This is a genomic window from Sulfurospirillum sp. HTRB-L1 (assembly GCF_059415125.1).
The window spans coordinates 277,104-299,078 of sequence record NZ_JCAHZR010000002.1 but is presented as its reverse complement, the minus strand read 5'-3'; the positions used below and the strand labels follow the sequence as shown (position 1 = coordinate 299,078).

The window sequence follows — 21,975 nt, the reverse complement described above, 5'->3', positions numbered from 1 at the left end:
TTTTCCTTTTTATAGTATGTATAGTGATAGGTGCAAAGCATAGCCTTCTTAAAAAAGGCAGTTTGCAAAACGCTAATAGCGTAAAGATTTACGAAAACGAAAAACTTTTTTCCAATGCCTCCTTTTTTCGGTAAAGATAAAAACTACGCACGAGGCTAAACAGGATAAACGCGGCCCAAAGCCCGTGGTTTCCAAAGGGAGGAATGAGGGCAAAATAAGCCACCAAAAACACCAAAAGTGCCACAATCATGGAGTCACGAATGGGTTTGGTGAAGGTAGCCCCTGTGAAAAGACCATAATAAACCAAACCTGTGCCTATGACAAAAGGGAACAAGATGAGCCAGCCCATGTAGGTTAAGCATAAGGCTTGCACCTGCGCAATGTTGGTAAAAAGCCCCACGATCTCCTTTTGCCCTACCAAAAGTGTTAGTGCAATAAAAAGGGTTACCCACCCTATCATGACATTGGAGATGCGCAACACCTGCGCGTAAGCCTCCTTGTCTTTGGCACCCACGGCTTTGCCCGCAAAGATGCTTGAAGCATTGGCAAGGCCGTCGTAAAAGTAGCAAATGATATATTGGAGTTGAAATAAAATGGCATTGGCCGCGAGAAGCTCCGCCCCGAACCGATTGCCTTTGGCGATGAACAGGTTGGTCATGATAAGCAAGCATGCGGTGCGAATCATCAAGTCCGCGTTAACCGCCATCATCTTTTTCACCCGTTGGGTTTCCAAAAGCTGGGCTTTAAGGGAGAAAAATCCTTTCAAATCCAAGACCCGCGAGATAATCCAAAGCCCCACCACAAAACTGTAGGTCAAGGCGATGAGCGTGGCGTAAGCGACCCCTTCCACGCCAAAATCCCACACCACCACAAAGAGAATATCAAGGGCGATATTGAGCACGTTGGTGGAGATTTGCAAGATGAGGGTTTGGCGGATGAGCCGTTGGCCCATAATCCACCCAAGGTTCACATACCCTAGTAACACCAGCGGCGCACCCCAAATGAGGATGCTAAAGTAAGTTTGGGCGCTCTCAAGCACCAAGGCCTCGGGCTGATAGAGCACAAACGCCCCTTGTAAAATGGGTACTTGAAGAAGGACGAAGATGAAGCTAACACCAAGGGCTAAGACCAAAGGACGAAAATAGGCCAACGCGCGCTCATGTGCCACACCACTGCCCAAAGACTGCGCCGAAAATCCCGAAGTGCTCACGCGCAAAAAGCCAAAAAGCCAGTACAGTGTGTTTAAAATCACCGTTCCAATGGCCACACCCCCGATAAAGGCCGCTTCGTTTAAATGCCCAATCACCGCTGTGTCCACCGCGCCTAAAAGAGGTTGGGTGATGGTGGAGAGTACCAAAGGAAGGGCAACGACTAAGTATTCTTTGTAGGTCATTGGCACACCTTGGCACGGCACATATCAGGGATTTCCATGGCTTTGACGGCGTTGAGCAAAGAGCGTGAATAGGGGTCTTTGACCCCATGCAAGGCGCTTACATGGCTAACGGTTTCAACGATGTTGCCCTCTTTAAAGAAAATAACGCGGTCGCACAAATAGGTCACGCTCATGAGATCATGGGTGATGAACAAATAGGAGAGGCGGTATTTTTCCTTAAGCTCTTTGAGGAGTTTGAGGATTTGGAGTTGCACGGAGACATCCAAAGAGCTCACCGCCTCATCAAGCAAGATAAACTTAGGTTTGGTGGCAAGGGCGCGCGCGATGCAGACACGCTGGAGTTGCCCGCCACTGAGTTGATGGGGAAAACGCTCTAAAAAATGCTCATCCAAGCCCACTTCGCGTAACAAATGGCCGAGGTAAGCGCGCTGTTTTTTGGCGCGTTCTCTCAGGGGTTCGCTTAGGATATGCTTGACGCGCAAGCGGGGGTTGGCCGAACTGGTGTAGTCTTGAAAGACCACGCTAAGCTCTTTTTTACCCTCATTTCCTCCAAAGACAATGGTACCCGCATCGGGTTTTTCAACCCCAAGGATAATCTTGCCCAGCGTACTTTTCCCGCTTCCTGATTCCCCGATGAGTCCCACACACTCTCCGTAGTCTACCTCCAAGCTCACTCCTTTAAGCACAGGGGTGATGGTTTTGCCAAAGAGCCCTTTGCTTTTAGCGTAGCCTTTGTGGATGTCGCTTACTCTTAAGAGCATGGGCTCACCTCCGTGCACGCATGAAAGGCGCGTAAGAGTTCAAGGCGGGTTTGGATGAGCATCTGGGTTTGGGGTGCCTTGGGCGCAAAAATAATCTCTTGCACGCTACCTTGTTCGACCTTTTGGCCTTCGTGCATGACCAGTAGAGTGTCGCAAAGTTGACTCAGAACACCTAAATCATGGGAGATGAAAATCATGGTTGTATGGAACAAGTCGCGCACTTTTTTGAGCTCTTGGATGATTTCCACTTGGTTAACCACGTCAATAGCCGTGGTGGGCTCATCGGCGATAATCATCACGGGATTTAGCGCAATACACAGGGCAATCATCACCCGTTGGAGCATCCCACCGCTGAGTTGGTGGGGGTATTTGAGCAAGAGGGTTTCGCCCTCGTAGAGGTTCATCTTTTCAAAAGCCTCTAAGACCCGCTTTAGCAACACAGGGTCTGGTGCATCCAGATGAGTGCGCAGGGTTTCAAGGAGTTGGTTTTTAAGGGTAAAGAGGGGATTAAACGCCGTCATGGCGTTTTGAATCATCATGCAAATTTCCTTGCCGCGTAGTTTTCGCCGCTTGTGTTCAGGGAGTACAAGGAGGTTTTGCCCTTGAAAAAGCACCTCCCCTTGTACGTCGAACTCATCACCCAAAAGTCCCATGACCGCTTTACATGTAAGGCTTTTGCCGCTGCCTGATTCCCCTAAAATACCCAAGCATTGATTGGCTTGGAGGGAGAAAGAGACATCTTTTACTAAGGGTTGCAAGCCCTGCCGGGTGCGTGCGCTAATGGTGAGATTGTTTACATGTAACATCTAGCGCTCCTGCATTTTAGGGTCAAGGATGTCACGCAAGGTGTCTCCAAGGATGTTAAAACTTGCCACTACGACTAAGATAGCAAGGCCAGGAGCTAGCATTTGCTCAGGGTGAGACATGAGGGTGTTTTTGGCTTCACTGAGCATGGCACCCCACTCAGGAGAAGGCGGTTGGATGCCTAGACCCAAGAAAGAGAGCATGGAAATGTTGATAATCACCCAACCCATGTCTAGCGTGGCAAGGATGATGATTTCGGGCAAGACGTTGGGGATGATGTGCTTGCGGATGATGCAACTGTCGCTTTTGCCGATGGTTTTGGCGTAGAGCACGTAGTTTTTTTGGTTGTACGTGGCGGTGATACCCCGCATCATGCGCGCGTACCATGTCCATTTGATGAGGATGTTAGCGATGATGATGTTTTCAATCCCCACTCCCAAAACACCGACAATGGCCAAAATCATCACTTGGCTAGGAAAGGAGAGCATGATGTCGCAAAAACGCATGATGAGCTCATCGATTTTGCCTTGGTAGTAGCCTGAAATGACCCCCACCACAACGCCGATGCCAATGGTGCACACCATGGTCAATACCGACAAGAAAATAGTCGTGCGAATCCCGTAAATCAAGCGTGAGTAGACGCATCTACCTAGATGGTCAGTGCCTAAAGGATAGGTGCTTGAAGCACTAGCAAATTTCATCATGATGTTTTGTGCTAGAGGGTCATGGAGGCTAAACAAGGGGGCAAAAAGGCCCATCACCATGACAACAGTGAGAATAATCAGAGCGCCAAGGCCCAGTTTGTCGTAAAGAAGTTTTTGTACCATGTTATACACTTTGCCGTTGTTTGGGGTCAAGGTAGGCTTGGAGGATGTCGATGAAAAGATTGCAAAAGACAAACAACAACCCCATCATCAAAATATAGGCTTGGATAATGGGATAATCCCGATTAAAAATCGCCGTAATACACAGCCTTCCAATACCTGGAATGGAAAAGATGCTCTCAATCACAAAGGTTCCCGCCACCAGTTGCACAAAGCTCATGCCAAGGGCAGTGATGGTGGAGTGGAGGGAGTTGGAGAGGAGGTGTTTTAGCACGATGGCACGTTGGCTAAGGCCTCGCACTTGGGCGTAAAAAAGGTAATTTTCCTTCATGTTTTCAAGCATACTGGTGCGAATGAGACGCACATAGGTAGAAACATAAGTCATGGCAAGGGTCACCGCTGGCAAGATGTAATGGGCAAAGCTGGTCGCCCCGCTTGTGGGCAAGAGGTTAAAGTAAATGGCAAAAAGCCACATGAGCAAAAGCCCAAGCCAGTAGTTGGGAATAGCGGTAAAGACGAAAATAAAAACCCGTGAAAGGCTATCAAGCCATGAATTTTTATACACCGCGCTTAAAATCCCAAGGGGAAAACTCACACCAATAACAATCACAAACGCAAACAATGCGAGTTTGAGGGTGGCGGGCAAACTGCGCACGATTTCATCGTACACTAAACGGTTGCCATTGATATAAGAGGTCCCAAAATCAAGGTGCAAGCAGTCGACTAGCCAGTGCACATACCGCACTAAAAAAGCCCTATCTAATCCCAACTCTTCGCGCATACTTTGGATGGCTTCAGGGGTAGGGATGATCTCATTGACCCGCAAAGCCACTTCGGCGGGGTCGGAGGGGATAAGGCTAATGAGAATAAAGGCGATAAAAGAGATAGCAAACAGCATGGGGATGGTTGCTAATAAACGTTTGAGGACATAAATGCGCATTACGAGCTAAGCCTTTGTGTAAAAATGGAGGGCACGCCTTAGCGCGCCCAGAGAAGATTAGCGAAGGGACATTTTAGAAAAAGGCACTTCGTATTTGGAAATATTAAAGCCGACGTTTTCTACCTTCTCATTAAAGATGGCGCGGTTGCGCTCGTAAGTGAGGGGCAGATAAACCGCTTCTTCGTGCAAGCGGGTCAACACAAAACGGTAATGCTCTTGGCGTTTAAGCTCATCCGTGCTCTCAAGGGCTTCTAAAATCGTGTCATCGATGAGCGCTTTGTCGGCGATGCCAAGTTGTGCGTAGTAATCACCATAAACACCCGCTTTGCGCATGGCACCCAAGAAGGAGTGGGGATCGTAGGGTGTGCCCCAAGAGATATTGAAGATGATTTGGAATTTGCCCGCCTTCATGCGGTCGCGGTTGGCTTGTTCTTCTTCGCCGATAATATCAAGCTTCATGCCGATTTTTCGCATTTCCCCTTGCATGAATTCGGCGATGGTTTTATCTACCACATTGTTGCTGTTGTAGTAAAATTTCACATCCAACACTTGGCCATCTTTGGCGCGGTATTCTCCGTTTTTCACCCATCCTGCTTCTTCAAGCAAAGACTCGGCTTTGGCATAATCAAACCCATAAGGCTCTAAGCCGATGTCCGCGTAAGGCACACTTGGCGCAAACAACGTAGGTGCGGGACTTTCGATGCTTGCAAAAATTGCCTCAGAAATAGTGGCTTTGTCGGTAGCGTGCTGAAGGGCGCGACGCACAGCCAAGTCGCCCGTGATGGGGTCATCGGTGTTGATGAGCAGCATACGGGTGGAAAGGGGTTCAGACATCACGCCTTTAAAGCCTTTCATGGATGAGAAGCGGTTGTAGGCTTGGGCGTCAATCATGTTGGTACCAAAAATCAAGTCAATCTCGCCACGCTCAAGGGCCATAACGCGGGTTTGATTATCAGGAATGACTTTAACCACGATGCGCTCCAGTGCGGGTTTTTCACCCCAGTAGTTGGGGTTTGTTTCAAACACCGCGTACTCGTCTTTGTGGTTTTCTTTGAGCACGTAGGCTCCCGTACCACTCAGTGCGCTCACACCCTCTTTAGTGGTGCCATTAATAAAGGCCTTGGGAGAGATGAAACGAAAAGGGCGAATAACGCCAAGTTCGACCATAAAGGGGTAGTATGCTTCGGCCATGGTGATGGTGAGTTCGTACTCGCCAGTGACCTTGACCGCTTCCCCGCCTTTTTGGTTCACCGCGTCCATGAGGCGCACGGATTCTAGCCACCCATGGCGCTGAACGTTACTAAGGATGGCGTCAATGTTCGCTTTGGCCGCTTGCGCGTTAAACTGCTCACCATCATGAAAGGTGACATCGTCTCTAAGGGTAAAGGTGTACGTTGTGCCATCTTCAGAAATGGTCCATGACTTGGCAAGCCACGGCTGAAAAGAGCCATCATTGTCGATGAACACAAGGGATTCAAAGAGCATATTTTGAGCATACAATTCGCCAGAATAGAGGTGGGGGTTTAGGTCGCGAATGTCGCGGAAGTTGGCAAAGGTAAGCACTGAGGGGGCTGTTTGTGCTTGTGCCGTGTCTGCTTTGGGCGACATAAAGAATGCACCCCCCGCAATCACCAACAGCACGACGACAATGAGGCCGAATTTTTTCATGAAATCTCCTAAAAATGTTTGATTTTGAAAATCGTTCGCAAGTATAGCAGGTTAAACTTAAAGGTTTATATTAAATAGCATAGGATAAATAATAATAATTTTCGTTAGAGAATTTTTGTAACACAGAATACACTGTGGTTGGCAGTGTATTCTGTTGAGGGTTAGTGCGGTGTTAAGCTCTCGCCCAAGCGCTAAGCTCAGCGATGTCTTTGGGGGTGGTTTGGCAGCATCCGCCGATGAGGCGAGCGCCCAGAGCGTGCCATGAGCGTGCCAGATGGGCGTGGGAAGAGGCAGGCCCTTGCCATGTTTTGCTCAGTGCGTCGTATTGTGCCCCGCCGTTTGGGTAGAGGATGATGGGTTTGGTGGTGCTCTCTTTGAGTAGTTGGGTGAGTGCGCTGATGTGTTCGGGCGCGGTGCAGTTGATGCCAATGGCGAGTACTTGGAGTTGTGAGTCTAGCCACTGGGCGCACGTTTGGATGTGCTCACCGCTACATGTATGCGCCCCGTCTTTGGCGCTAAAGCTCACCCAAGCACCCATGTGGGGGAAGTCTTGCAAAACCTCCACAATAACCTTGGCTTCTTGGAGGCTAGGGATGGTTTCGATAGCCAAAATATCGGGCCCTGCTTCCACTAAAAGGCGCATGCGTTCACGGTGAAAATGGCGCAAGGTTTCATCGCTTACCCCATAATCCCCTCGGTATTCTGACCCATCGGCTAGGTACGCACCATAAGGCCCGATAGACGCGGCTACAAGGGGTTTGAGGCGTTTGGTATCGGTGCACGTTTCCCAAAAAGCATCGCGGGTTTGCTTGGCTAAGGTGACGGAGGATTGGATGAGTTTTCCTGCTTCTTTGGCACTTAATCCCCGCGCCATAAACCCCTCAAGGCTGGCTTGGTAACTAGCAGTGATGATGACATCGGCTCTGGCTTCAAGGTAATCACGGTGTACGTTCGCAATGGCGTCTGGGTGATGAAGCAGCAAGCTTGCTGACCACAAGGGGTCGTTGAGGTCATGCCCGCGGGCGGCGAGTTCTGAACCAAAACCGCCGTCAATAACACACACGCGTTGTTGGTCTAAAAAAGGAGTAAATGGGTTCATAACATTCCTTACATGTAAAAGGTTTATTGTAAATGGTTATGCCTTAGGTGCGGGTTAGTTTGGTATACTTTGGACTTTGTAAATGACGTTACATGTAAAGGATACCAATGCTAACCGCTCTTACCCATCTGCCTTCCCCTGCGCTCCAATCGTGCGAATTGACCTTTCTTGAAAGCACGCCCATTGACATGGCCCTTGCCCTTGCACAACACCGCGCGTACCAAGCCATGCTAGCCCGCCATGGAGCCACAGTGGTGGTACTAGAAGAGAACCTTTTGCTTCCTGATAGTGTCTTTGTGGAAGACCCCATTCTTGTGTTAGATGAGGTGGCGATTGTGACACCCATGGGCGTGGCGTCGCGCCGTAAAGAGAGTGAGGTGTTGGCGCGGTATTTTGGCGCGATTCGCCCTTTGGAGGTCATCGCCCAACCGGCAAAACTTGAAGGCGGCGATGTGTTGCGCATCGGTAAGCGGCTGTTTGTGGGTCTTTCGCCTCGCACCAATGCCCAAGGCGTTGAAGCCCTTAGGGCCATCGTGACACCTTTTGGGTACGAGGTAAACGCGGTTAGGGTGCCAGGATGTTTGCATTTTAAAACAGGCTGTACGGCGCTAGATGAGCACACGTTATTGGTAAATCCCGCGTGGGTGGATGTGGAGGTGTTAAAGGGCTTTACGCTTGTGGAAGTCCCCAAAGAGGAACCCTTTGGGGCAAATGTTTTGCCCGTGGGTGAGACCTTGTGTATGAATGCTTCTTTTCCCCAAACCCTAGCGCTTGTCATGGGCCTTGGCTACAAGGTGGACGCGGTGGACATCAGCGAGTTTGTCAAAGCCGAAGCGGGACTGACGTGCATGAGCGTGTTGTTTGAAGCGTAGGCGCAACTTTTACATGTAAAGGAAACTTATGGATATTTACCCCATCACCCCTGAGGATTTTCGCCGTTTTTGGCCGGAATTTGAAGCTATTATTCAAGCGCAAGAAACGTACGCCTACGACCCAAACATGACTTATGCGGAAGCGTACGCGTTGTGGTGCGAAAGCCCGCAACGGTGTTTTGTGGCCAAAGAGGGCGAAGAGGTGCTGGGCTCATACTACCTCAAAGCCAACGGCATGGGCCCAAGTAGCCATGTGTGCAATTGCGGCTACATGGTGAGCGCACACGCTAGAGGCAAAGGCGTGGCGCGGGCGCTGTGCGAACACTCTCAGGAGATTGGCCGCTCTCTTGGCTATAAAGCCATGCAGTTTAACGCGGTGGTTTCTACGAATACTGTGGCCGTCGCCTTGTGGCAAACCCTAGGTTTTGCCATTGTGGGGACTATCCCAAAAGCGTACAAACACGCAAAACGTGGGTATGTGAACACCTATGTGATGCACAAGGTTTTATAATCCTTACATGTAAGGATTTATTCTGTCAGTAACAATAAGCGGTCGTAAAGCACAAGGGGTTTTTCTTCAAAACCAACAATGCTATTGGTGGCAGTTTGAGGTGACTCGAAGGCCAACAATGCTGCGCGAAGGGTTTGGCGTGTGGAGGCATCTAGGGCATCAGAAGCAAGGATAGCCCCGTAGGGAATCTCTTCACTGATGCTAAGAATGCGGATTTTTTCTTGGGTTGCCTTAGGAAGGGTAGTGACAATGTTTTCATAAGTTGCCCCCGCGTCAATGGACCCCTCTAAGAGCGCGCTGATGATTTTGGTGTGTTTTTTGAGCATGAAAATATTGCTAAAAGCGGTGTCGGGGTTGATGCCCGCTTGGCGCAGGATAAAACGCGGGTACGCATACCCCGAGGTGGAGCTAGAATCTGTGAAGCCAAACACCTTTCCTTTGAGGTCTTCAAGGGTGTGGATAGGCCCTTGGGCACGCGTTAAAATGAGACTGCGGTAAGTGCTTTGTTTGTAGCCTTCGTTGTCGATGATTTTAAAAGTCGCCATGTAGTGATAAGGGGAGGCTGTTGTGCGCAAAGAGGCAAACAACTTGGGCGCGATGGCGGCAATGTCCACACTGCCTTGTTCAATCAGCCTTGTCAGGTGATTGTAATCGTTTGAGACTAAAAAAACAATCTCTTTGCCTAGGGCGTGTTCAAGATGAGCAAGGAGTTTGGTGTAGCGCTCTTTGAGCTCTTGAGGACTTGTGGAGGGGTGTGTAGCAAAGACCAATGTCTCTTTGGCAACACCAACGACACTCAACCATGCTAAAAACAAGAGGGTACTAAGCTTCATATTCTACTCCGTTTCGTCCGTTGTGTTTGGCGCGGTACAGCGCGATGTCGGCGCGTTTGATGAGCAAGTTGGCAGTGTCGTTAGGGCGGTATTGTGCTACGCCAAAGCTCGCACTGATAGGGTTGGGGTAAGCAGAAAAACGGTGCTGTTCTAATGCGGCGCGCAACTCTTCTGCCAAGCGCGAGGCCCCCTCATGTGAGGTTTTTGGCAAGATAAGTAAAAATTCTTCCCCACCCCAACGGCCTAGGATATCGCTTTGGCGAATATGTGTTTGAAAAAGTGTTGCCGCTTCTTTGAGCACATAATCCCCAATTTCATGCCCATACGTGTCGTTAATCATTTTAAAATGGTCAATGTCTATCATGATGAGCGAAAAAGGTATTCCCCGTGGCGCCTCTTTGAGTTTTTGACTCAGGCACGTTTCTATTTTTCGGCGGTTGGACAATCCCGTGAGCACATCAGTGGTGCTCAGGTGTTCAAGAGCGTCTTGGGTGTCGGAAACTTTTTGGCCCATGTTGAGCAAAGCCATGGCGATTTTTTTAATCTCAGGGGTGGTACATGTAGTAAGGGCTTGCTGAATATTTGTTATCATGGTTTTGATGTCTAGATGGTTTTCGTAAAAATCAATCAAAAGTTGGGAGAGTTGTTCGTGTTCTTTGATGTGCTTATGGAGTGTAAAATGCAAGGCAATCAGTAAGATAAAAAAGACAAAGGCAATGCTTATAAAAAGATTGGTACGCGTTTTTTGAAACACCGCGAGCTCATCGTGATGGGTAAGGCCGATGGAGAATTTTGCCTCTTGGATGCTGTCATCTTGGGGGATGGTTTCAAAGGAGATAGTCTGAACAAGGGGCGTTTCTCCTGAAGTGGCAATAGACTGGCGCAAGGAGTCGTAGGCGATATCTAAGGTCGTTCCCTTGGAGAGTGACGCTAAAAAGGGTTCATTGATGACTAAAGCCACGGTGATAACACCGATGGGCCGTTCACCGTATTGGCGAATTTGTTTGGCATAAACAAGACACTCTTTTTCATCAATAGTGTCGATGCCCAAAAAAGAGCCATCTTTCATCGCATGGTGGAAATAAGAACGCCCCTTGACTTCATCGCCAAAGCGAAACTCTGCTTCCCCGCGGCTAATAACAACACCTTCTAAGTCCATGAAGTGGATTTTTTGAACAGGAGGCGTGAGAAAAAGCTTACTCCAATTGTAAAGCATGTCGGTGTCGTTGCTAATGAGTCCTGTGACAACCTCTTGGGAGCTTGCAAGGATGGTTGCTGAGGTTTGCAGGTGTTCAAACACTTCCTCAAGACGCCCAGAAATCATCTTACTTTGGAGCACTGTTTTTTGTTTAAAGGCTTTTTCTTGGGCAAGGTAGAGGGATTGGATTTGGTAAATGCCAAAAGCAAAGATAGCGATGAGTTGCAACATGGTAAGGGTGAGGATTTTGTGGTAAAGCTTCATGGTGTTTGGTTCTTTAAGGCGTGTTTAAAAGAGGTGTAAAACTCTGCTTCTTGGTGTACAAATCCCGCACTGGCCCAACCTAAATGTTCGCGAAAGGCCAGCATAGCGGGCGCGTCTTCGCTTAAGCGTTCAAGGGCGTGTTGTACACGCTTTTGAAGTTCCAAAGGGGCACTTTGGGTGGCAACAATGGCATCAAGGGGGATGGGTTTGGACATGGCAACGATGGAAAAAATATCCCCATAGTGCTCTTTGGCGGTGTAATAGGTGCCATCCGAAACAGCTCCAAGGTCGATGGAGTAGTTCATGAGGGCAAGGGGGATGTTGTCGTGTTTTTTGAGAAAAAAGACCTTTGAGAAAAAGGTGTAAGGATTAATGCCTTGCTCATGAAAGAGCATCATAGGGTAGGCGTAACCCGAAGTAGAATCTTTGTCCGTAAAGGCAAAATGGCGCCCTTTTGCTTCGTGCAGGGTGTGGATATTTTCCTCTTTTAGTGCAATGATAAAGGCTTGATAATAGGGCGTAATGGCGCCACTTTTGGAGCGTTCTTGGTAGGTGGCAAGGTAAGCTAAAGAGGGAACTTGGTCTTGGAGTAGCACATAGTTTTTCGTGTTTAACCACGCAAAATCGACGCTGTTTTCGCGGATGCGGGTCGCTATTTCTTCGTAATCTTTGGTGATGATCAAGTGAAAGGTTTCGCCCGTTTGGTCTTGCAAGTATTCCATGAGCGGAGTGAGGGCTTGGACGACTTTAGTGGGAGCATTGGAAGGGTAGATGGCGAAGGTGTACTCTTTGGCCATAAGGGAGCCAAGAAAGAGGAGAAAAAAGCTGCTGTATCGTAGCATCATGTGTCCATCATAAGTGTTTTAGGTGACCCTCTAAAAAAGAAGATACTCTAGCATAAGCTCTTTTAGAAAAATGTTAAAACCAAAAACGGCACGAAGGGGTCGGTGTTTTATCCCGTTAATGCGTTATAATTTTCATAACATTTTCTAAAGGATAAACAATGGAAAAGGAAGAACAAACCCTTAGCTGTGTTCAGTGTGGAACGCTTAATTGCCACAAGCACGAAAGCCACTACCCCAAATTTTGCCTCACGACCAATATGGATGAGACGATGCTAGAAGCATCCCTCGCGCACTACCAAGAAGAGGGCATCGACCGCACCATCGCCCTAAGCGCTGCGGAAATCGAAGGGAAATACTACGGAACCCTGACACGCGTGGAGGAGATTTTGGCCTTTGCAAGGCGGCTTGGGGCAAAAAAAGTGGGCATTGCTTCGTGCGTAGGATTGGCGGGGGAGTCCAAAACCTTTGCAAAGATTTTAGAAGTACACGGGTTTACGCCCATCATGGCCATCTGTAAGGTAGGCTCGCGGGACAAAACGGAGATTGGCCTTCAAGAAGCGCAAAAAATCCGTCCCGAAACCTTTGAACCCTTGTGCAATCCCATCTTGCAAGCCCAGTACCTCAACGCCGCTCAAACCGAACTCAACGTCATCATGGGACTGTGCGTAGGCCACGACTCACTGTTTATCAAATACGCCAAGGCCACCACGACGTACCTTGTGGTCAAAGACCGTGTGCTAGGCCACAATCCCGTCGCCGCACTCTACACCACGGGCTCGTATTACAAAAAACTGTTGAGTCCAAAAGAGTATTAGGAGAAGTTCTGACCCTTTACATGTAAAGGGTCAAGTTTTTAGACAACCCCCTTCTCTTCAAACAGTAAGCCATCAAAAAAATCCGCCAAAGAAACATTGAGCCTCTTGGCGATTTTGTAAATGTGCTCTAAATTAAAATGTTTCCCATAGCGATTATTTTCACAATTTGAATAAAAAGCCACAGATTTGATGCCTATTTCAAGAGATAATTCAAGTTGTGTTATTTTGGCCCTGCGGCGCAGTTGCCTTACCTTCTTGGAGACTTCTTGATAAAGCAGTTGAATTTCATGGTCGGTTGTATTGCTGAAATTATCTTTCACGTTTACTATCCTATAGGTTAAGTTTCAATACAACTTTAGTGTTATACAATCCCAAAATCTTTATCCTATAGGATAATTTTATCAGTTTGGTTACATTTTGGTCACAAGTATCGGTGTCAGGATACTGTAAAGACTTACTTTTGATGCACTAATCTAAAATATGGACAAGGAGAGGGGATGTTTGGTGGAAAGAGAATAGCTTTTTTGGAGGCACGATGCCATGACTTAAAGCAAGACGTGGCACGCTTAGAGAAAGAAAAAGAGGATATTGTGGCGGCAAGCAAGCAGTATCAGGAGGGTGCTGAGCAGGGCAAGAAAAGTATTTTGGAAAATCAACTCAAAAATGCATTGACAAAAAACCTCTCCGAGGGGTGTATCTCCAATATTCACCATATTCAACACGGTTTAGAGCACAATATCGATGCCATGGATGAAATTAATGGTCTTAATGATGAGCTTGAGGAAGTGTTAGTGGATGTGCGGCACAATGTCAATAGCATCTTCAATACAGAAGCCATCATCGCCATGGCAAACAGTTTGCGCACAACCTCAGAGAACCTCAATGAAAGCGTAAGTTCTATCGCTGAAATCATTAACCTCATCAAAGACATTTCTGACCAAACTAATCTTTTGGCGCTTAACGCTGCCATCGAAGCGGCGCGCGCGGGCGAGCACGGGCGAGGATTCGCCGTTGTGGCTGATGAGGTACGAAAGCTAGCCGAGCGGACACAACGGGCCACTTCTGAGGTTGAAGTGAGTATTAATATGCTCAAGCAAAATGCTGCATCCATGCATGGCGACAGTGAAACACTTGAAAAAGAAGCCCTTCACTCTTCTGGGAATCTTTCGGCATTTAGTGAAAAGCTAGACGTTCTTATTGGTAACAGCGACACCATCAAGCAAGATACCAAGCAAGTCTCTTATAAGCTTTTTTCCAACTTAGCAAAATTAGACCACGTGCTTTTCAAAATTAATGCGTACGATGGGGTGTTTAACAACAAAGAAATTGTGTTAAATGACCACCACCAGTGCCGTTTTGGAAAATGGAAAGTTGCAAAGGGAAGGGAATTGTTTGGGCATACGCCGAGTTTTGCAAAAATTGATACTCCTCATGCCCAAGTCCATAAACATGCAATCGACGCCCTAGAATGCGTTAGAAGCGGAAGGTGCTTGGATGATATTGAGGTAGTGATAAAACATTTTGCGCACATCGAACACGCAAGCAAAGAGCTTTTTAGTACTCTTGATGTTATGCTTGAAGAGGCCTAACCCTTACATGTAAAGGGTTAGGCGTGGAAAACGTTAAAACGTCGCGGGTGTAAAGACGAGTCCGAGGCTTTTAGCGACGGCTTCGTTGGTGCAGTTGCCTTGGTGGCAATTAAGACCGTTGAGAAGTCCAGCGTCCGCTTTGAGGGCGGCTTCTAATCCTTTGTCGGCGATGGAGAGGCCGTATCCAAGGGTGGTTGAAGTGAGCGCCATGGTTGAGGTGAGCGACACGGCTCCAGGCATGTTGCCCACGCAGTAGTGCACGATGCCTTCTTGGGTGTACGTGGGTGCATCGTGGTAGGTGACTTTGGAAGATTCAAAACATCCGCCTTGGTCGATGGCTACGTCCACGATGACCGCGCCTTTTTTCATGTGTTTCAAATCTTCAGTTTTAACCAGCTTAGGTGCACTCGCACCGGGTAGCAACACCGCACCGATGACCAAGTCAGCCTCTTTGAGGGCTTCGACAAGGTTGCTACGGTTGGAGTAAAGGGTTGTGACCTTGGAGCCAAAAATATCATCATAATACCCAAGACGTGGCGCGGCAATGTCCATGACCGTCACGTTTGCACCCAATCCTACGGCCATTTTGCACGCATTCATGCCCACAACGCCACCACCGATGATGAGCACATTGCCCCGTTTTACACCCGGTACGCCACCGAGCAACACACCGCGTCCGCCGAAGGGTTTTTCCAAGTATTTGGCGCCTTCTTGCACGGCTAAGCGTCCTGCGATTTCACTCATGGGGGTGAGGCATGGCAAATGGCCGTTGCGGTCGGTGATGGTCTCGTACGCTACGGCACTAACCCCTTTTTCCATCAAGGCTTTAGCTTGGGCGGGGTCGGCCGCAAGGTGCAAATAGGTGAAGAGAATCTGGCCTTTTTTGAAGTAACCGTACTCCTCAGGCAAGGGTTCTTTGACTTTGACAATCATATCCGACGCATCAAAAAGGGCTTGTTTGTCCGCTTCGATGCGCGCACCTGCGGCTTCGTAAGCACTATCTTCAAACCCAGCACCCTCTCCCGCACCCTTTTCGACGATGAGCGTATGCCCGTGGGCAACGTAGGTGGCAACATTTTCAGGCGTAAGCCCAACGCGGTATTCATGAACTTTAATTTCTTTGACTAGACCGATAACCATAAGAGACTCCTGTTTAAAAGATGCGTGTGTGCAAGCGGCACACAAGGCGCTTGACAAGGTAGGCGGTTTTTCCATGAAGGGGTACCCCAAAGGAAAGCCCCGCGGCATTTTTTCCTCCAAGGTCAACTAAGACCCCTTTGTTGATAACAGCTTGTGGGCGCGGCAAGGCGCGTTTAGCCAACAAGGCTTTGAGAGTTTTGGCAACGTGCTTGGCCTGCTGTTTAGCGACTTGGGCCGTGGGAAGGTTCTGGTTGCCTTTGTTGTCGTACGAACACACGATGTCCCCAAGGGCAAAGACCCCTTCAAGTCCGCGCACGCGGCAGTGGGCATCCGTTTCCACAAGCCCTTGGGGTGTGAGAGGCAGGGGTGGTGTAAAGGCGGGAAGGGTTGGGCTTACGCCGATGACAAAAAGGGCCAAGGAAAAAGGAACTTCCCTGCCATCGCTTAAGTGCAACGCTTTGTCGCCAGCAGCGGTTACAAAGGCTCCGTGGTAACGTTTAACACGCAAGGTTTCGCAAGCTTTAAGGGCGGCTGTGGTGAGGTGGATGTCCATGCCCGGAAGCGGGGTGGGTTTTTGTTCCACTAGCGCGATGCGTACATGGGGGAATTGCTTGGCTTTTTGGGCCAACTCTAGGGCAATTTCCGCCCCGCTAAGCCCGCCGCCAACAATGGCGATGGTGTGTTCACGTCCCCTGTCTTCAAAAAGCGCTTCGGTGCGTTTTTTGGCTTCTTGCAAGTGGCTTGGAAGCTTGACATCGATGGTGTGGGCGTGGATGTTTTCGATTTGTTTGGGGAAAAACGAGGTGCATCCTGTGGCAACCACCAAGGTGTCATAAGAGAAGGTTTCGTTTTCGGTGTAGACGTGTTTGGCAAGAGGGTCTACGTGTGTGACACGCCCTTGTGCAAAACTTGCCCCGTATTTGGTGCAAAAACGCCCCAAATCGTAGGCTACTTCCTCGAATGGCAAATCGCCTGCCAAGTAGCGGTGGAGTTTGGCTTGGGCAAGATGCACAGGCGAGGCATCGATGAGCGTAATGCGAAGATTAGGGATGCGTGCAAGCTGAAACACAAGGGTTGTTCCCCCATACCCGCCTCCGATAATGACAAGAGAGTGTTGCATTGTTGGTGTCCTTACGGCTGTAATTCACAAAAAAAGTATAGCAAAAAAACAGGGGGATGACTGCTAAAATTTTAATCACACTAAAATAAATTTAGTTTTGTTGATGAGTATGTTACTTACATTAAATATTTTTTCATGGAGTCTAAAGCCCAAAGGCGTTACAATATCTACAGTAATAGCCTTTTAAGAACTCGAAGCACCAAAGGTGCGCGAGCCCTCCGCTGAGGAGAACTTAGCGTTAGCGTAGCTTTTGGAGCTTTGCTCTAAAAGCGTTATCAAGGAGAAAGTGGGATGGAAGAAGAGTTTAGCGTAGGCAAGACCGTCAAAACGTTGCGCTTGGCGCAAAACATGAGTGCCAAAGACCTTGCCACACAAGCGGGCATCTCCTATGGGATGCTCTCTCAGCTTGAAAACGGTTCCACGCAAGGCTCGGTGGAAACTTTGCGGCGCATCGCTAAAGTGCTTGATGTAACCCTTGCTCAACTCTTTGCCGATGAAGAAAGCCCTGTGGCACCCAGCGATGAAGCGGCCCTTATTGTGCGCAAAAATGCCCGCAAGACCATCTCTTTCCCTGACCCGCTTTACTCCTGTCAACTGCTTACACCCAACTTGCAAGGGAGTATCGAATTTGTTTTGGTAACCTTGCAGCCTGGCCGCGTCACGGAAGAAATCCTACCCCACACCCGCGGGGGCGAAGAGTGCGATTATGTGCTTGAGGGGGTGATTGAAGTGACCCTTGGGGAAAAGGCGTTTACGCTGTATGCGGGGGATTGCATCCGGTTTGACCCTTTTGTGCCCCATAAGATAGAAAACAAAAGCGACCAAGTAGCGACCTATGTGAGTGCTATTACACCACCCTCGTTTTAAGGCAACACCATGCTAGAAAAAATGCGAGAAACATCCTTTGGGCCGTTGGCGGGAACCTTGTTCGTCTTAATGCTCATTTTGGTCGTTTTGTACGGTACGGGATTTGGGTTTCACCAAGAAGAGGTTCCTTTTTGGAATTTGATGTTACACCACATGGCCGCAGTAGGTTTGTTGGTGCTCATCGGAGTACACACTTGGCTTAACGCATGCAAGATACGAAAAATGCGGGATGAATTTAGAGCGATGTTAAAAGGTCAGGACATCAAACACCACGACAATCGGGGCTTTTTAATCGAACAGCTCAAGCAAAAATCCTTGCGGGAGATGTGCACCCTTTTTAACATGGACGGTGCGCGGTTGCAAGAGAGCTTACGCGTTCGTCATATTCACGTGAAAGACCTTGACGAAAACTTCAAGGCTATCGCCAAAGCGAACCAAAAAGACATGTATGAATTGTGGATTTTGATTTTGCGAGAACATGTGGAGCACGCCAACTCGTAGCATACTCCTTACATGTAAGGGTTATTGGGCAAAGGTTTGGGGTGAAGGGCGGTCGATAAAATAGCCTTGGGAAAAGTCGATGCCTAGAGTCTTTACCGCCGAGAGTACCGTGCTTGAGTGGACAAATTCTGCCACGGTTTGAATGCCAAGTTTTTTAGAAAAATCCACAATCGTTTCCACAATCATTTGCGCGTTTTTGTCCGTGTCGATGTTTTTGATGAGGCTGCCGTCGATTTTGATGAAGTCGGGGTTGAGCTTGATGATGTACGAAAAGTTGGAAAACCCGCTTCCAAAATCGTCGATGGCAACCTTGGCGCCGTGGCGTCTGATTTCATTAAAAAAGCGCACCACTTCGGCAAAATCATGCACTTGGTCAGATTCAAGGAGCTCAAACGTGACCCGCTCTCCTAGGGTTGAGTTTTTGAGTTTTGTGATGATAAACTCGGAAATGTGCGGGTTGATGATGTCTTCAAAGGAGAGGTTGACGCTAAAATCAAAAGGGTCTTTGGTAAAGATTTCAAAGCTTTTTTCGATGATGGTCATCGTGATTTTGTCGTAGACCTTGATGGTTTTGGCCACGGGGATGAAATTGTTGGGCGAGTGGATGACGCCTTCTTTGTCGATGAGGCGCGAGAGGGTTTCAAATTTGACAATTTTCCCTGTGAGGTTATCCACGATGGGTTGAAAATAGGGGACAATGCCCGAAGATTCGACGATGGCTTTGCGGATTTTGGTGGCGTATTTGAGGTTGGCTTCGTACTCTTTGGATAACTGCATCACGTCTTCGTAAATCCAAAATTTCAGCCGTTTTTCTTTGGCGTATTTAAGCGCCATGTTGACCTTGGAAAAGATGTCATCTTGCTCATAACTCACACACGAAGAAAAGGTGCAATCCACAAAAATCTCGGTTTGGGCGTACTGATACCGCAGGTGTGAAAAGCGCTGAATCAACGCGCCTAAGTACTCTCTTAGGGCGTAAAAATTCATCTTTTCTTTTTTCAAAATCGCAAACTCATCTCCGGCGATGCGGTAGACTTTGGCGTCTTCAAATTCACTTTTGAGGGTTGCGGCAAAGGACTCTAGTACAAAATCTCCCACGATAAATCCGTAAAAATCATTCAGAAGTTTGAAGTTGTCGATGTCCACGACGATGAGGGTAAAATCGTTCATTTCTTCAAGGTCGAAGCGGAGTTTGTAGAGGTTAGGAAGGGAAGTGAGTGCGTCGATGTAAAACTGGGCCAAGAGCCTTTCTCGGGTGAGTTCAAGTTCGCAAGAAAGCTCCTTAATGCGTGCTTCAAGCATACGCTGTTGCTCCACAATTAACTCCTGTGTCAAAATCTTGGCAAAGATTGTAACAAAGCTTCATAAAAAAAGAGATTATGTGCCTTATTTATTAAAAATGATGCGCAAAGGTTAAGCTTACATGTAAGCGCCTCGTAGTTGACATTTGGTTGACAACATGTCATATAAAATGTACAATCTAAACGAATAAAAAAAGGAGTCTCTATGCAGTCCATTCAAGTCGCAGATCTCAAAGGGCGTTTTTCGGAAGTGCTCAAAACCATCAAAGAAAAAAAAGAAAAATTTGTCATTCACTATGGCAAGCAACATGAAAAAATTGCTTTACTCATTCCTTATGATACGGCGTATGAACAAGAAGAGCGCGTATTTGGGCTTTATCAAGGCAAAGGAAGTTTTACAATGGCGGAAGATTTTGAAATGAGTGATGAGGAGATGCTTGGCCTATGAAGCAAGTTCTTATTGATACGCATATTTTTTTATGGCTTGTGTTTGACCCAGGAAAAATAAAACCAACTACCCTGCGCTTTTTGAAAAATCCAAACCACCGTGTGTATGTTGCCTCAACGACCTTTTGGGAGATTGCTTTAAAATATGGTCTTGGCAAACTTGCCCTCGAGGGGCTTTCGCCTGAAATACTTCCTGAAGTGGCGCAAAAAATGGGCTTAGAAATACTTGAAATCGATGCACAAACAATGGCAAATTTTTACCAACTTCCTAAGGCTAAAACCCATAAAGACCCGTTTGATAGGATACTTATTTGGAAATGTATTAGCCAAAACATTTCCCTTATCTCACAAGATGGGAAGTTTAAAGAATACAAAGCCCACGGCCTAAAAGTGTTATAGAAATCAAGACAAAGAAGTGGAAAAACAAAAAATAGTCGCCGCATTTATTAAAAGAGTATGCCCCATCGCTACAAAAAGTGCATTTGGACTTGGTGGATGAGATGAAGGCATTAAATGAGCTATTTGAAAAAGAAGGAATATAAACAAAGGTATTGCTATTGTGAATAGGGCGTGGTAATATTCCTTTCCAAAAAGGCCTTCCATGCACGCATTCATCCACGCCCTTCCCAAAGCCGAACTGCACGTCCATCTTGAAGGCACTCTAGAACCCGAACTCTTGTTGCGCTTGGCTCAAAAACACGGCATCCCCACGCCCTATGAAAGTGTCGAAGCGGCGCGCGCGGCGTACCAGTTTGACTCTTTGCAATCTTTTTTAAACCTCTACTATGCAGGGGCGGCCGTGTTGCGCGACGCGGAAGATTTTTACACGCTGACATGGGAGTACCTCACCCGCGCCCATGCGCAAAATGTCTGCCATGTGGAGCCCTTTTTTGACCCCCAAACCCACACCGCTAGAGGCATCCCTTTGGAGGCGGTGTTTGAGGGTATCACGGGGGCGTTGCACCAAGGAGAGAAAGAACTGGGCATCACATCAGGGTTGATTTTATGTTTTTTGCGCGACCTGAGCGAAGAAGCCGCACTGGCCACCTTTGAAGCGGCGTTGCCTTTTCGTGAGCAGTTTGTGGGGGTGGGATTAGACTCGGCGGAAGTGGGTAACCCACCTAGGAAATTTGCCCGCGTCTTTGCCAAGGCTAAGGCTGAGAATTTGCACCTTGTGGCCCATGCTGGCGAAGAGGGGGACAGCAGTTACATTTGGGACGCGCTAAACACGTTACATGTAACGCGCATTGACCACGGTATCGCGTGCGAGCAAGACCCAACGTTGGTGGCCTATTTGCGTGAGCACGCCATCCCTTTGACAGTGTGTCCGCTTTCTAACCTTAAGCTTAAAACAGTGCCAAGCATGAAAGAGCACAACATTTTGCGCTTGCTAAAAGAGGGAGTGTGCGTCACGGTAAACTCCGATGACCCGGCCTATTTTGGCGGGTATATGAACGAAAACTACGAAGCCTTGGTGACCCATTTGGGAGCAACCAAGGAAGAACTAAAAGCCCTTACATGTAACAGTTTTCGCGCCTCTTTTTTAAGCGAAAAAGAGAAGCAAGCCCACCTTGCGCGCGTGGCGGGTTTGTGAGATGGAAGAAGCATTTTTAGCCCACCAAAAAGCCCTTTTGGGGTACGTGTACAAGCGGGTGAAAGACAAGCACATTGCCCAAGATATCGTGCAAGAGGTTTACCTTAAAGCCTTAGAAAAAGAAGCAACCCTGCGTTCACCCGAGCGTTTGGTGGGGTGGTTGTACAAGATCGCGGCTAACGCGATTGCAGATTTTTACCGCGCCAAATCTCCCGCGTTGCCCCTTCACGATGACCACGCCCAGCCCGAAGTGCGCAAAGAATCCTTGGAAGAATTAAGTGCGTGCGTGGAGCCACTGCTTGCTTTGTTGCCGAAGCATCATGCCCTTGCCTTGCGCTTGTATGAGCTAGAGGGTCTTTCGCAAAACGCCATTGCAAAGGAGCTAAACCTCTCTTTATCTGCCACCAAATCCCGCATTTTACGCGGTAGAAAACAACTCAAAGAGCGCTTATTGGCGTGCTGTGAGATTGAATACGTGCGTGGCAAAGTGGCAGGATTTACCCCGCGAGAGGGTTGCGATAGCACGTGTGCGTGCTAGGCGTTGCATCTTTTTTGCTCTTTTTCCGTCTTTACATGTAAAGCATTCACA

23 protein-coding genes and 1 pseudogene are annotated in these 21,975 nt (G+C 48.1%); 10 read left to right on the top strand and 14 right to left on the bottom strand.

Going from position 1 to position 21,975, the window contains the following annotated elements:
* Window positions 1-88 precede the first annotated feature (88 nt).
* The 7 genes from AC5SLM_RS04200 to mmuM all read right to left on the bottom strand — a co-directional run bounded on the left by AC5SLM_RS04200 (window position 89) and on the right by mmuM (window position 7,489).
* Window positions 89-1,393, bottom strand: coding sequence for an MATE family efflux transporter (locus AC5SLM_RS04200; RefSeq protein ID WP_495249680.1), 1,305 nt, complete (start codon window positions 1,391-1,393; stop codon window positions 89-91).
* Window positions 1,390-2,154, bottom strand: a complete 765-nt coding sequence (locus AC5SLM_RS04195; RefSeq protein WP_495249679.1) for an ABC transporter ATP-binding protein — start codon at window positions 2,152-2,154, stop codon at window positions 1,390-1,392. The genes AC5SLM_RS04200 and AC5SLM_RS04195 overlap by 4 nt, the downstream gene beginning before the upstream one ends.
* Window positions 2,145-2,960 carry an ABC transporter ATP-binding protein gene (locus tag AC5SLM_RS04190; protein WP_495249678.1) on the bottom strand — a complete coding sequence of 272 codons (816 nt, stop codon included), beginning with the start codon at window positions 2,958-2,960 and terminating at the stop codon, window positions 2,145-2,147. The genes AC5SLM_RS04195 and AC5SLM_RS04190 overlap by 10 nt, the downstream gene beginning before the upstream one ends.
* The gene (gene opp1C, locus AC5SLM_RS04185; protein ID WP_495249677.1) at window positions 2,961-3,785 is read right to left on the bottom strand and encodes a nickel/cobalt ABC transporter permease; all 825 of its coding nucleotides are present in this window, start codon (window positions 3,783-3,785) and stop codon (window positions 2,961-2,963) included.
* 1 nt (window position 3,786) lies between these two features.
* Window positions 3,787-4,722: a nickel ABC transporter permease subunit NikB gene (gene nikB / locus AC5SLM_RS04180; RefSeq protein ID WP_495249676.1), complete on the bottom strand. Its 936-nt coding sequence runs from the start codon at window positions 4,720-4,722 to the stop codon at window positions 3,787-3,789.
* A gap of 57 nt (window positions 4,723-4,779) precedes the next feature.
* The gene (nikA, locus tag AC5SLM_RS04175) at window positions 4,780-6,390 is read right to left on the bottom strand and encodes a nickel ABC transporter substrate-binding protein (RefSeq protein WP_495249675.1); all 1,611 of its coding nucleotides are present in this window, start codon (window positions 6,388-6,390) and stop codon (window positions 4,780-4,782) included.
* Between the two features lie 172 nt (window positions 6,391-6,562).
* Window positions 6,563-7,489, bottom strand: coding sequence for a homocysteine S-methyltransferase (gene mmuM, locus AC5SLM_RS04170; protein WP_495249674.1), 927 nt, complete (start codon window positions 7,487-7,489; stop codon window positions 6,563-6,565).
* Between the two features lie 107 nt (window positions 7,490-7,596).
* Here mmuM and AC5SLM_RS04165 point away from each other — a divergent pair, with 107 nt between their 5' ends.
* Both AC5SLM_RS04165 and AC5SLM_RS04160 read left to right on the top strand, forming a co-directional pair.
* Window positions 7,597-8,361, top strand: a complete 765-nt coding sequence (locus tag AC5SLM_RS04165; protein ID WP_495249673.1) for a dimethylarginine dimethylaminohydrolase family protein — start codon at window positions 7,597-7,599, stop codon at window positions 8,359-8,361.
* Between the two features lie 28 nt (window positions 8,362-8,389).
* Window positions 8,390-8,872 carry a GNAT family N-acetyltransferase gene (locus AC5SLM_RS04160; RefSeq protein ID WP_495249672.1) on the top strand — a complete coding sequence of 161 codons (483 nt, stop codon included), beginning with the start codon at window positions 8,390-8,392 and terminating at the stop codon, window positions 8,870-8,872.
* A 17-nt stretch (window positions 8,873-8,889) separates the two neighbouring features.
* On the opposite strand, the gene AC5SLM_RS04155 is transcribed toward AC5SLM_RS04160, so the two are convergent.
* From AC5SLM_RS04155 to AC5SLM_RS04145, 3 genes are read right to left on the bottom strand one after another with little or no spacing between them, the layout of a single operon-like run.
* Entirely contained in the window at window positions 8,890-9,705 is an 816-nt protein-coding gene (locus AC5SLM_RS04155; RefSeq protein ID WP_495249671.1) for a phosphate/phosphite/phosphonate ABC transporter substrate-binding protein, read from the bottom strand.
* Complete coding sequence (locus tag AC5SLM_RS04150) at window positions 9,695-11,167, bottom strand: sensor domain-containing diguanylate cyclase (RefSeq protein WP_495249670.1); 1,473 nt, start codon at window positions 11,165-11,167, stop codon at window positions 9,695-9,697. Before AC5SLM_RS04150 ends, AC5SLM_RS04155 begins: the two co-directional genes overlap by 11 nt.
* A complete protein-coding gene (locus AC5SLM_RS04145; protein WP_495249669.1) occupies window positions 11,164-12,009 on the bottom strand; it encodes a phosphate/phosphite/phosphonate ABC transporter substrate-binding protein in 846 nt (281 codons plus the stop codon). The genes AC5SLM_RS04150 and AC5SLM_RS04145 overlap by 4 nt, the downstream gene beginning before the upstream one ends.
* Window positions 12,010-12,170: 161 nt before the next feature.
* Between AC5SLM_RS04145 and AC5SLM_RS04140 the strand changes: the two genes are divergently transcribed.
* Complete coding sequence (locus tag AC5SLM_RS04140; RefSeq protein WP_495249668.1) at window positions 12,171-12,827, top strand: DUF1847 domain-containing protein; 657 nt, start codon at window positions 12,171-12,173, stop codon at window positions 12,825-12,827.
* A gap of 38 nt (window positions 12,828-12,865) precedes the next feature.
* Here the strand turns inward: AC5SLM_RS04140 and AC5SLM_RS04135 are convergent, their stop codons facing one another.
* Window positions 12,866-13,147 (bottom strand): helix-turn-helix domain-containing protein, encoded by a 282-nt coding sequence (locus tag AC5SLM_RS04135; protein ID WP_495249667.1) that lies wholly within the window; start codon window positions 13,145-13,147, stop codon window positions 12,866-12,868.
* A 588-nt stretch (window positions 13,148-13,735) separates the two neighbouring features.
* On the opposite strand from AC5SLM_RS04135, the pseudogene AC5SLM_RS04130 reads away from it, so the two are divergent.
* Window positions 13,736-14,416: pseudogene (locus AC5SLM_RS04130) on the top strand (methyl-accepting chemotaxis protein); the annotation flags it as partial.
* 33 nt (window positions 14,417-14,449) lie between these two features.
* Here AC5SLM_RS04130 and ald read toward each other — a convergent pair.
* Both ald and AC5SLM_RS04120 read right to left on the bottom strand, forming a co-directional pair.
* Window positions 14,450-15,556: an alanine dehydrogenase gene (gene ald / locus AC5SLM_RS04125; protein WP_495249666.1), complete on the bottom strand. Its 1,107-nt coding sequence runs from the start codon at window positions 15,554-15,556 to the stop codon at window positions 14,450-14,452.
* Between the two features lie 13 nt (window positions 15,557-15,569).
* Window positions 15,570-16,676 carry an NAD(P)/FAD-dependent oxidoreductase gene (locus AC5SLM_RS04120; protein ID WP_495249665.1) on the bottom strand — a complete coding sequence of 369 codons (1,107 nt, stop codon included), beginning with the start codon at window positions 16,674-16,676 and terminating at the stop codon, window positions 15,570-15,572.
* 291 nt (window positions 16,677-16,967) lie between these two features.
* On the opposite strand from AC5SLM_RS04120, the gene AC5SLM_RS04115 reads away from it, so the two are divergent.
* Window positions 16,968-17,543: a cupin domain-containing protein gene (locus AC5SLM_RS04115; RefSeq protein ID WP_495249664.1), complete on the top strand. Its 576-nt coding sequence runs from the start codon at window positions 16,968-16,970 to the stop codon at window positions 17,541-17,543.
* A gap of 9 nt (window positions 17,544-17,552) precedes the next feature.
* Window positions 17,553-18,044, top strand: coding sequence for a hypothetical protein (locus tag AC5SLM_RS04110; protein ID WP_495249663.1), 492 nt, complete (start codon window positions 17,553-17,555; stop codon window positions 18,042-18,044).
* A gap of 21 nt (window positions 18,045-18,065) precedes the next feature.
* On the opposite strand, the gene AC5SLM_RS04105 is transcribed toward AC5SLM_RS04110, so the two are convergent.
* Window positions 18,066-19,361, bottom strand: coding sequence for an EAL domain-containing protein (locus AC5SLM_RS04105; RefSeq protein WP_495249662.1), 1,296 nt, complete (start codon window positions 19,359-19,361; stop codon window positions 18,066-18,068).
* A gap of 189 nt (window positions 19,362-19,550) precedes the next feature.
* Between AC5SLM_RS04105 and AC5SLM_RS04100 the strand changes: the two genes are divergently transcribed.
* The 4 genes from AC5SLM_RS04100 (at window position 19,551) to AC5SLM_RS04085 (ending at window position 21,924) form a co-directional block, all read left to right on the top strand.
* On the top strand, window positions 19,551-19,793 hold the full coding sequence (locus AC5SLM_RS04100) for a type II toxin-antitoxin system Phd/YefM family antitoxin (RefSeq protein ID WP_495249661.1): 243 nt from the start codon (window positions 19,551-19,553) through the stop codon (window positions 19,791-19,793).
* Entirely contained in the window at window positions 19,790-20,191 is a 402-nt protein-coding gene (locus AC5SLM_RS04095) for a type II toxin-antitoxin system VapC family toxin (RefSeq protein WP_495249660.1), read from the top strand. The genes AC5SLM_RS04100 and AC5SLM_RS04095 overlap by 4 nt, the downstream gene beginning before the upstream one ends.
* Before the next feature lie 202 nt (window positions 20,192-20,393).
* The gene (locus tag AC5SLM_RS04090; protein ID WP_495249659.1) at window positions 20,394-21,386 is read left to right on the top strand and encodes an adenosine deaminase; all 993 of its coding nucleotides are present in this window, start codon (window positions 20,394-20,396) and stop codon (window positions 21,384-21,386) included.
* Window positions 21,364-21,924, top strand: a complete 561-nt coding sequence (locus AC5SLM_RS04085; protein WP_495249658.1) for a sigma-70 family RNA polymerase sigma factor — start codon at window positions 21,364-21,366, stop codon at window positions 21,922-21,924. The genes AC5SLM_RS04090 and AC5SLM_RS04085 overlap by 23 nt, the downstream gene beginning before the upstream one ends.
* The last annotated feature ends 51 nt before the right edge of the window (window positions 21,925-21,975 follow it).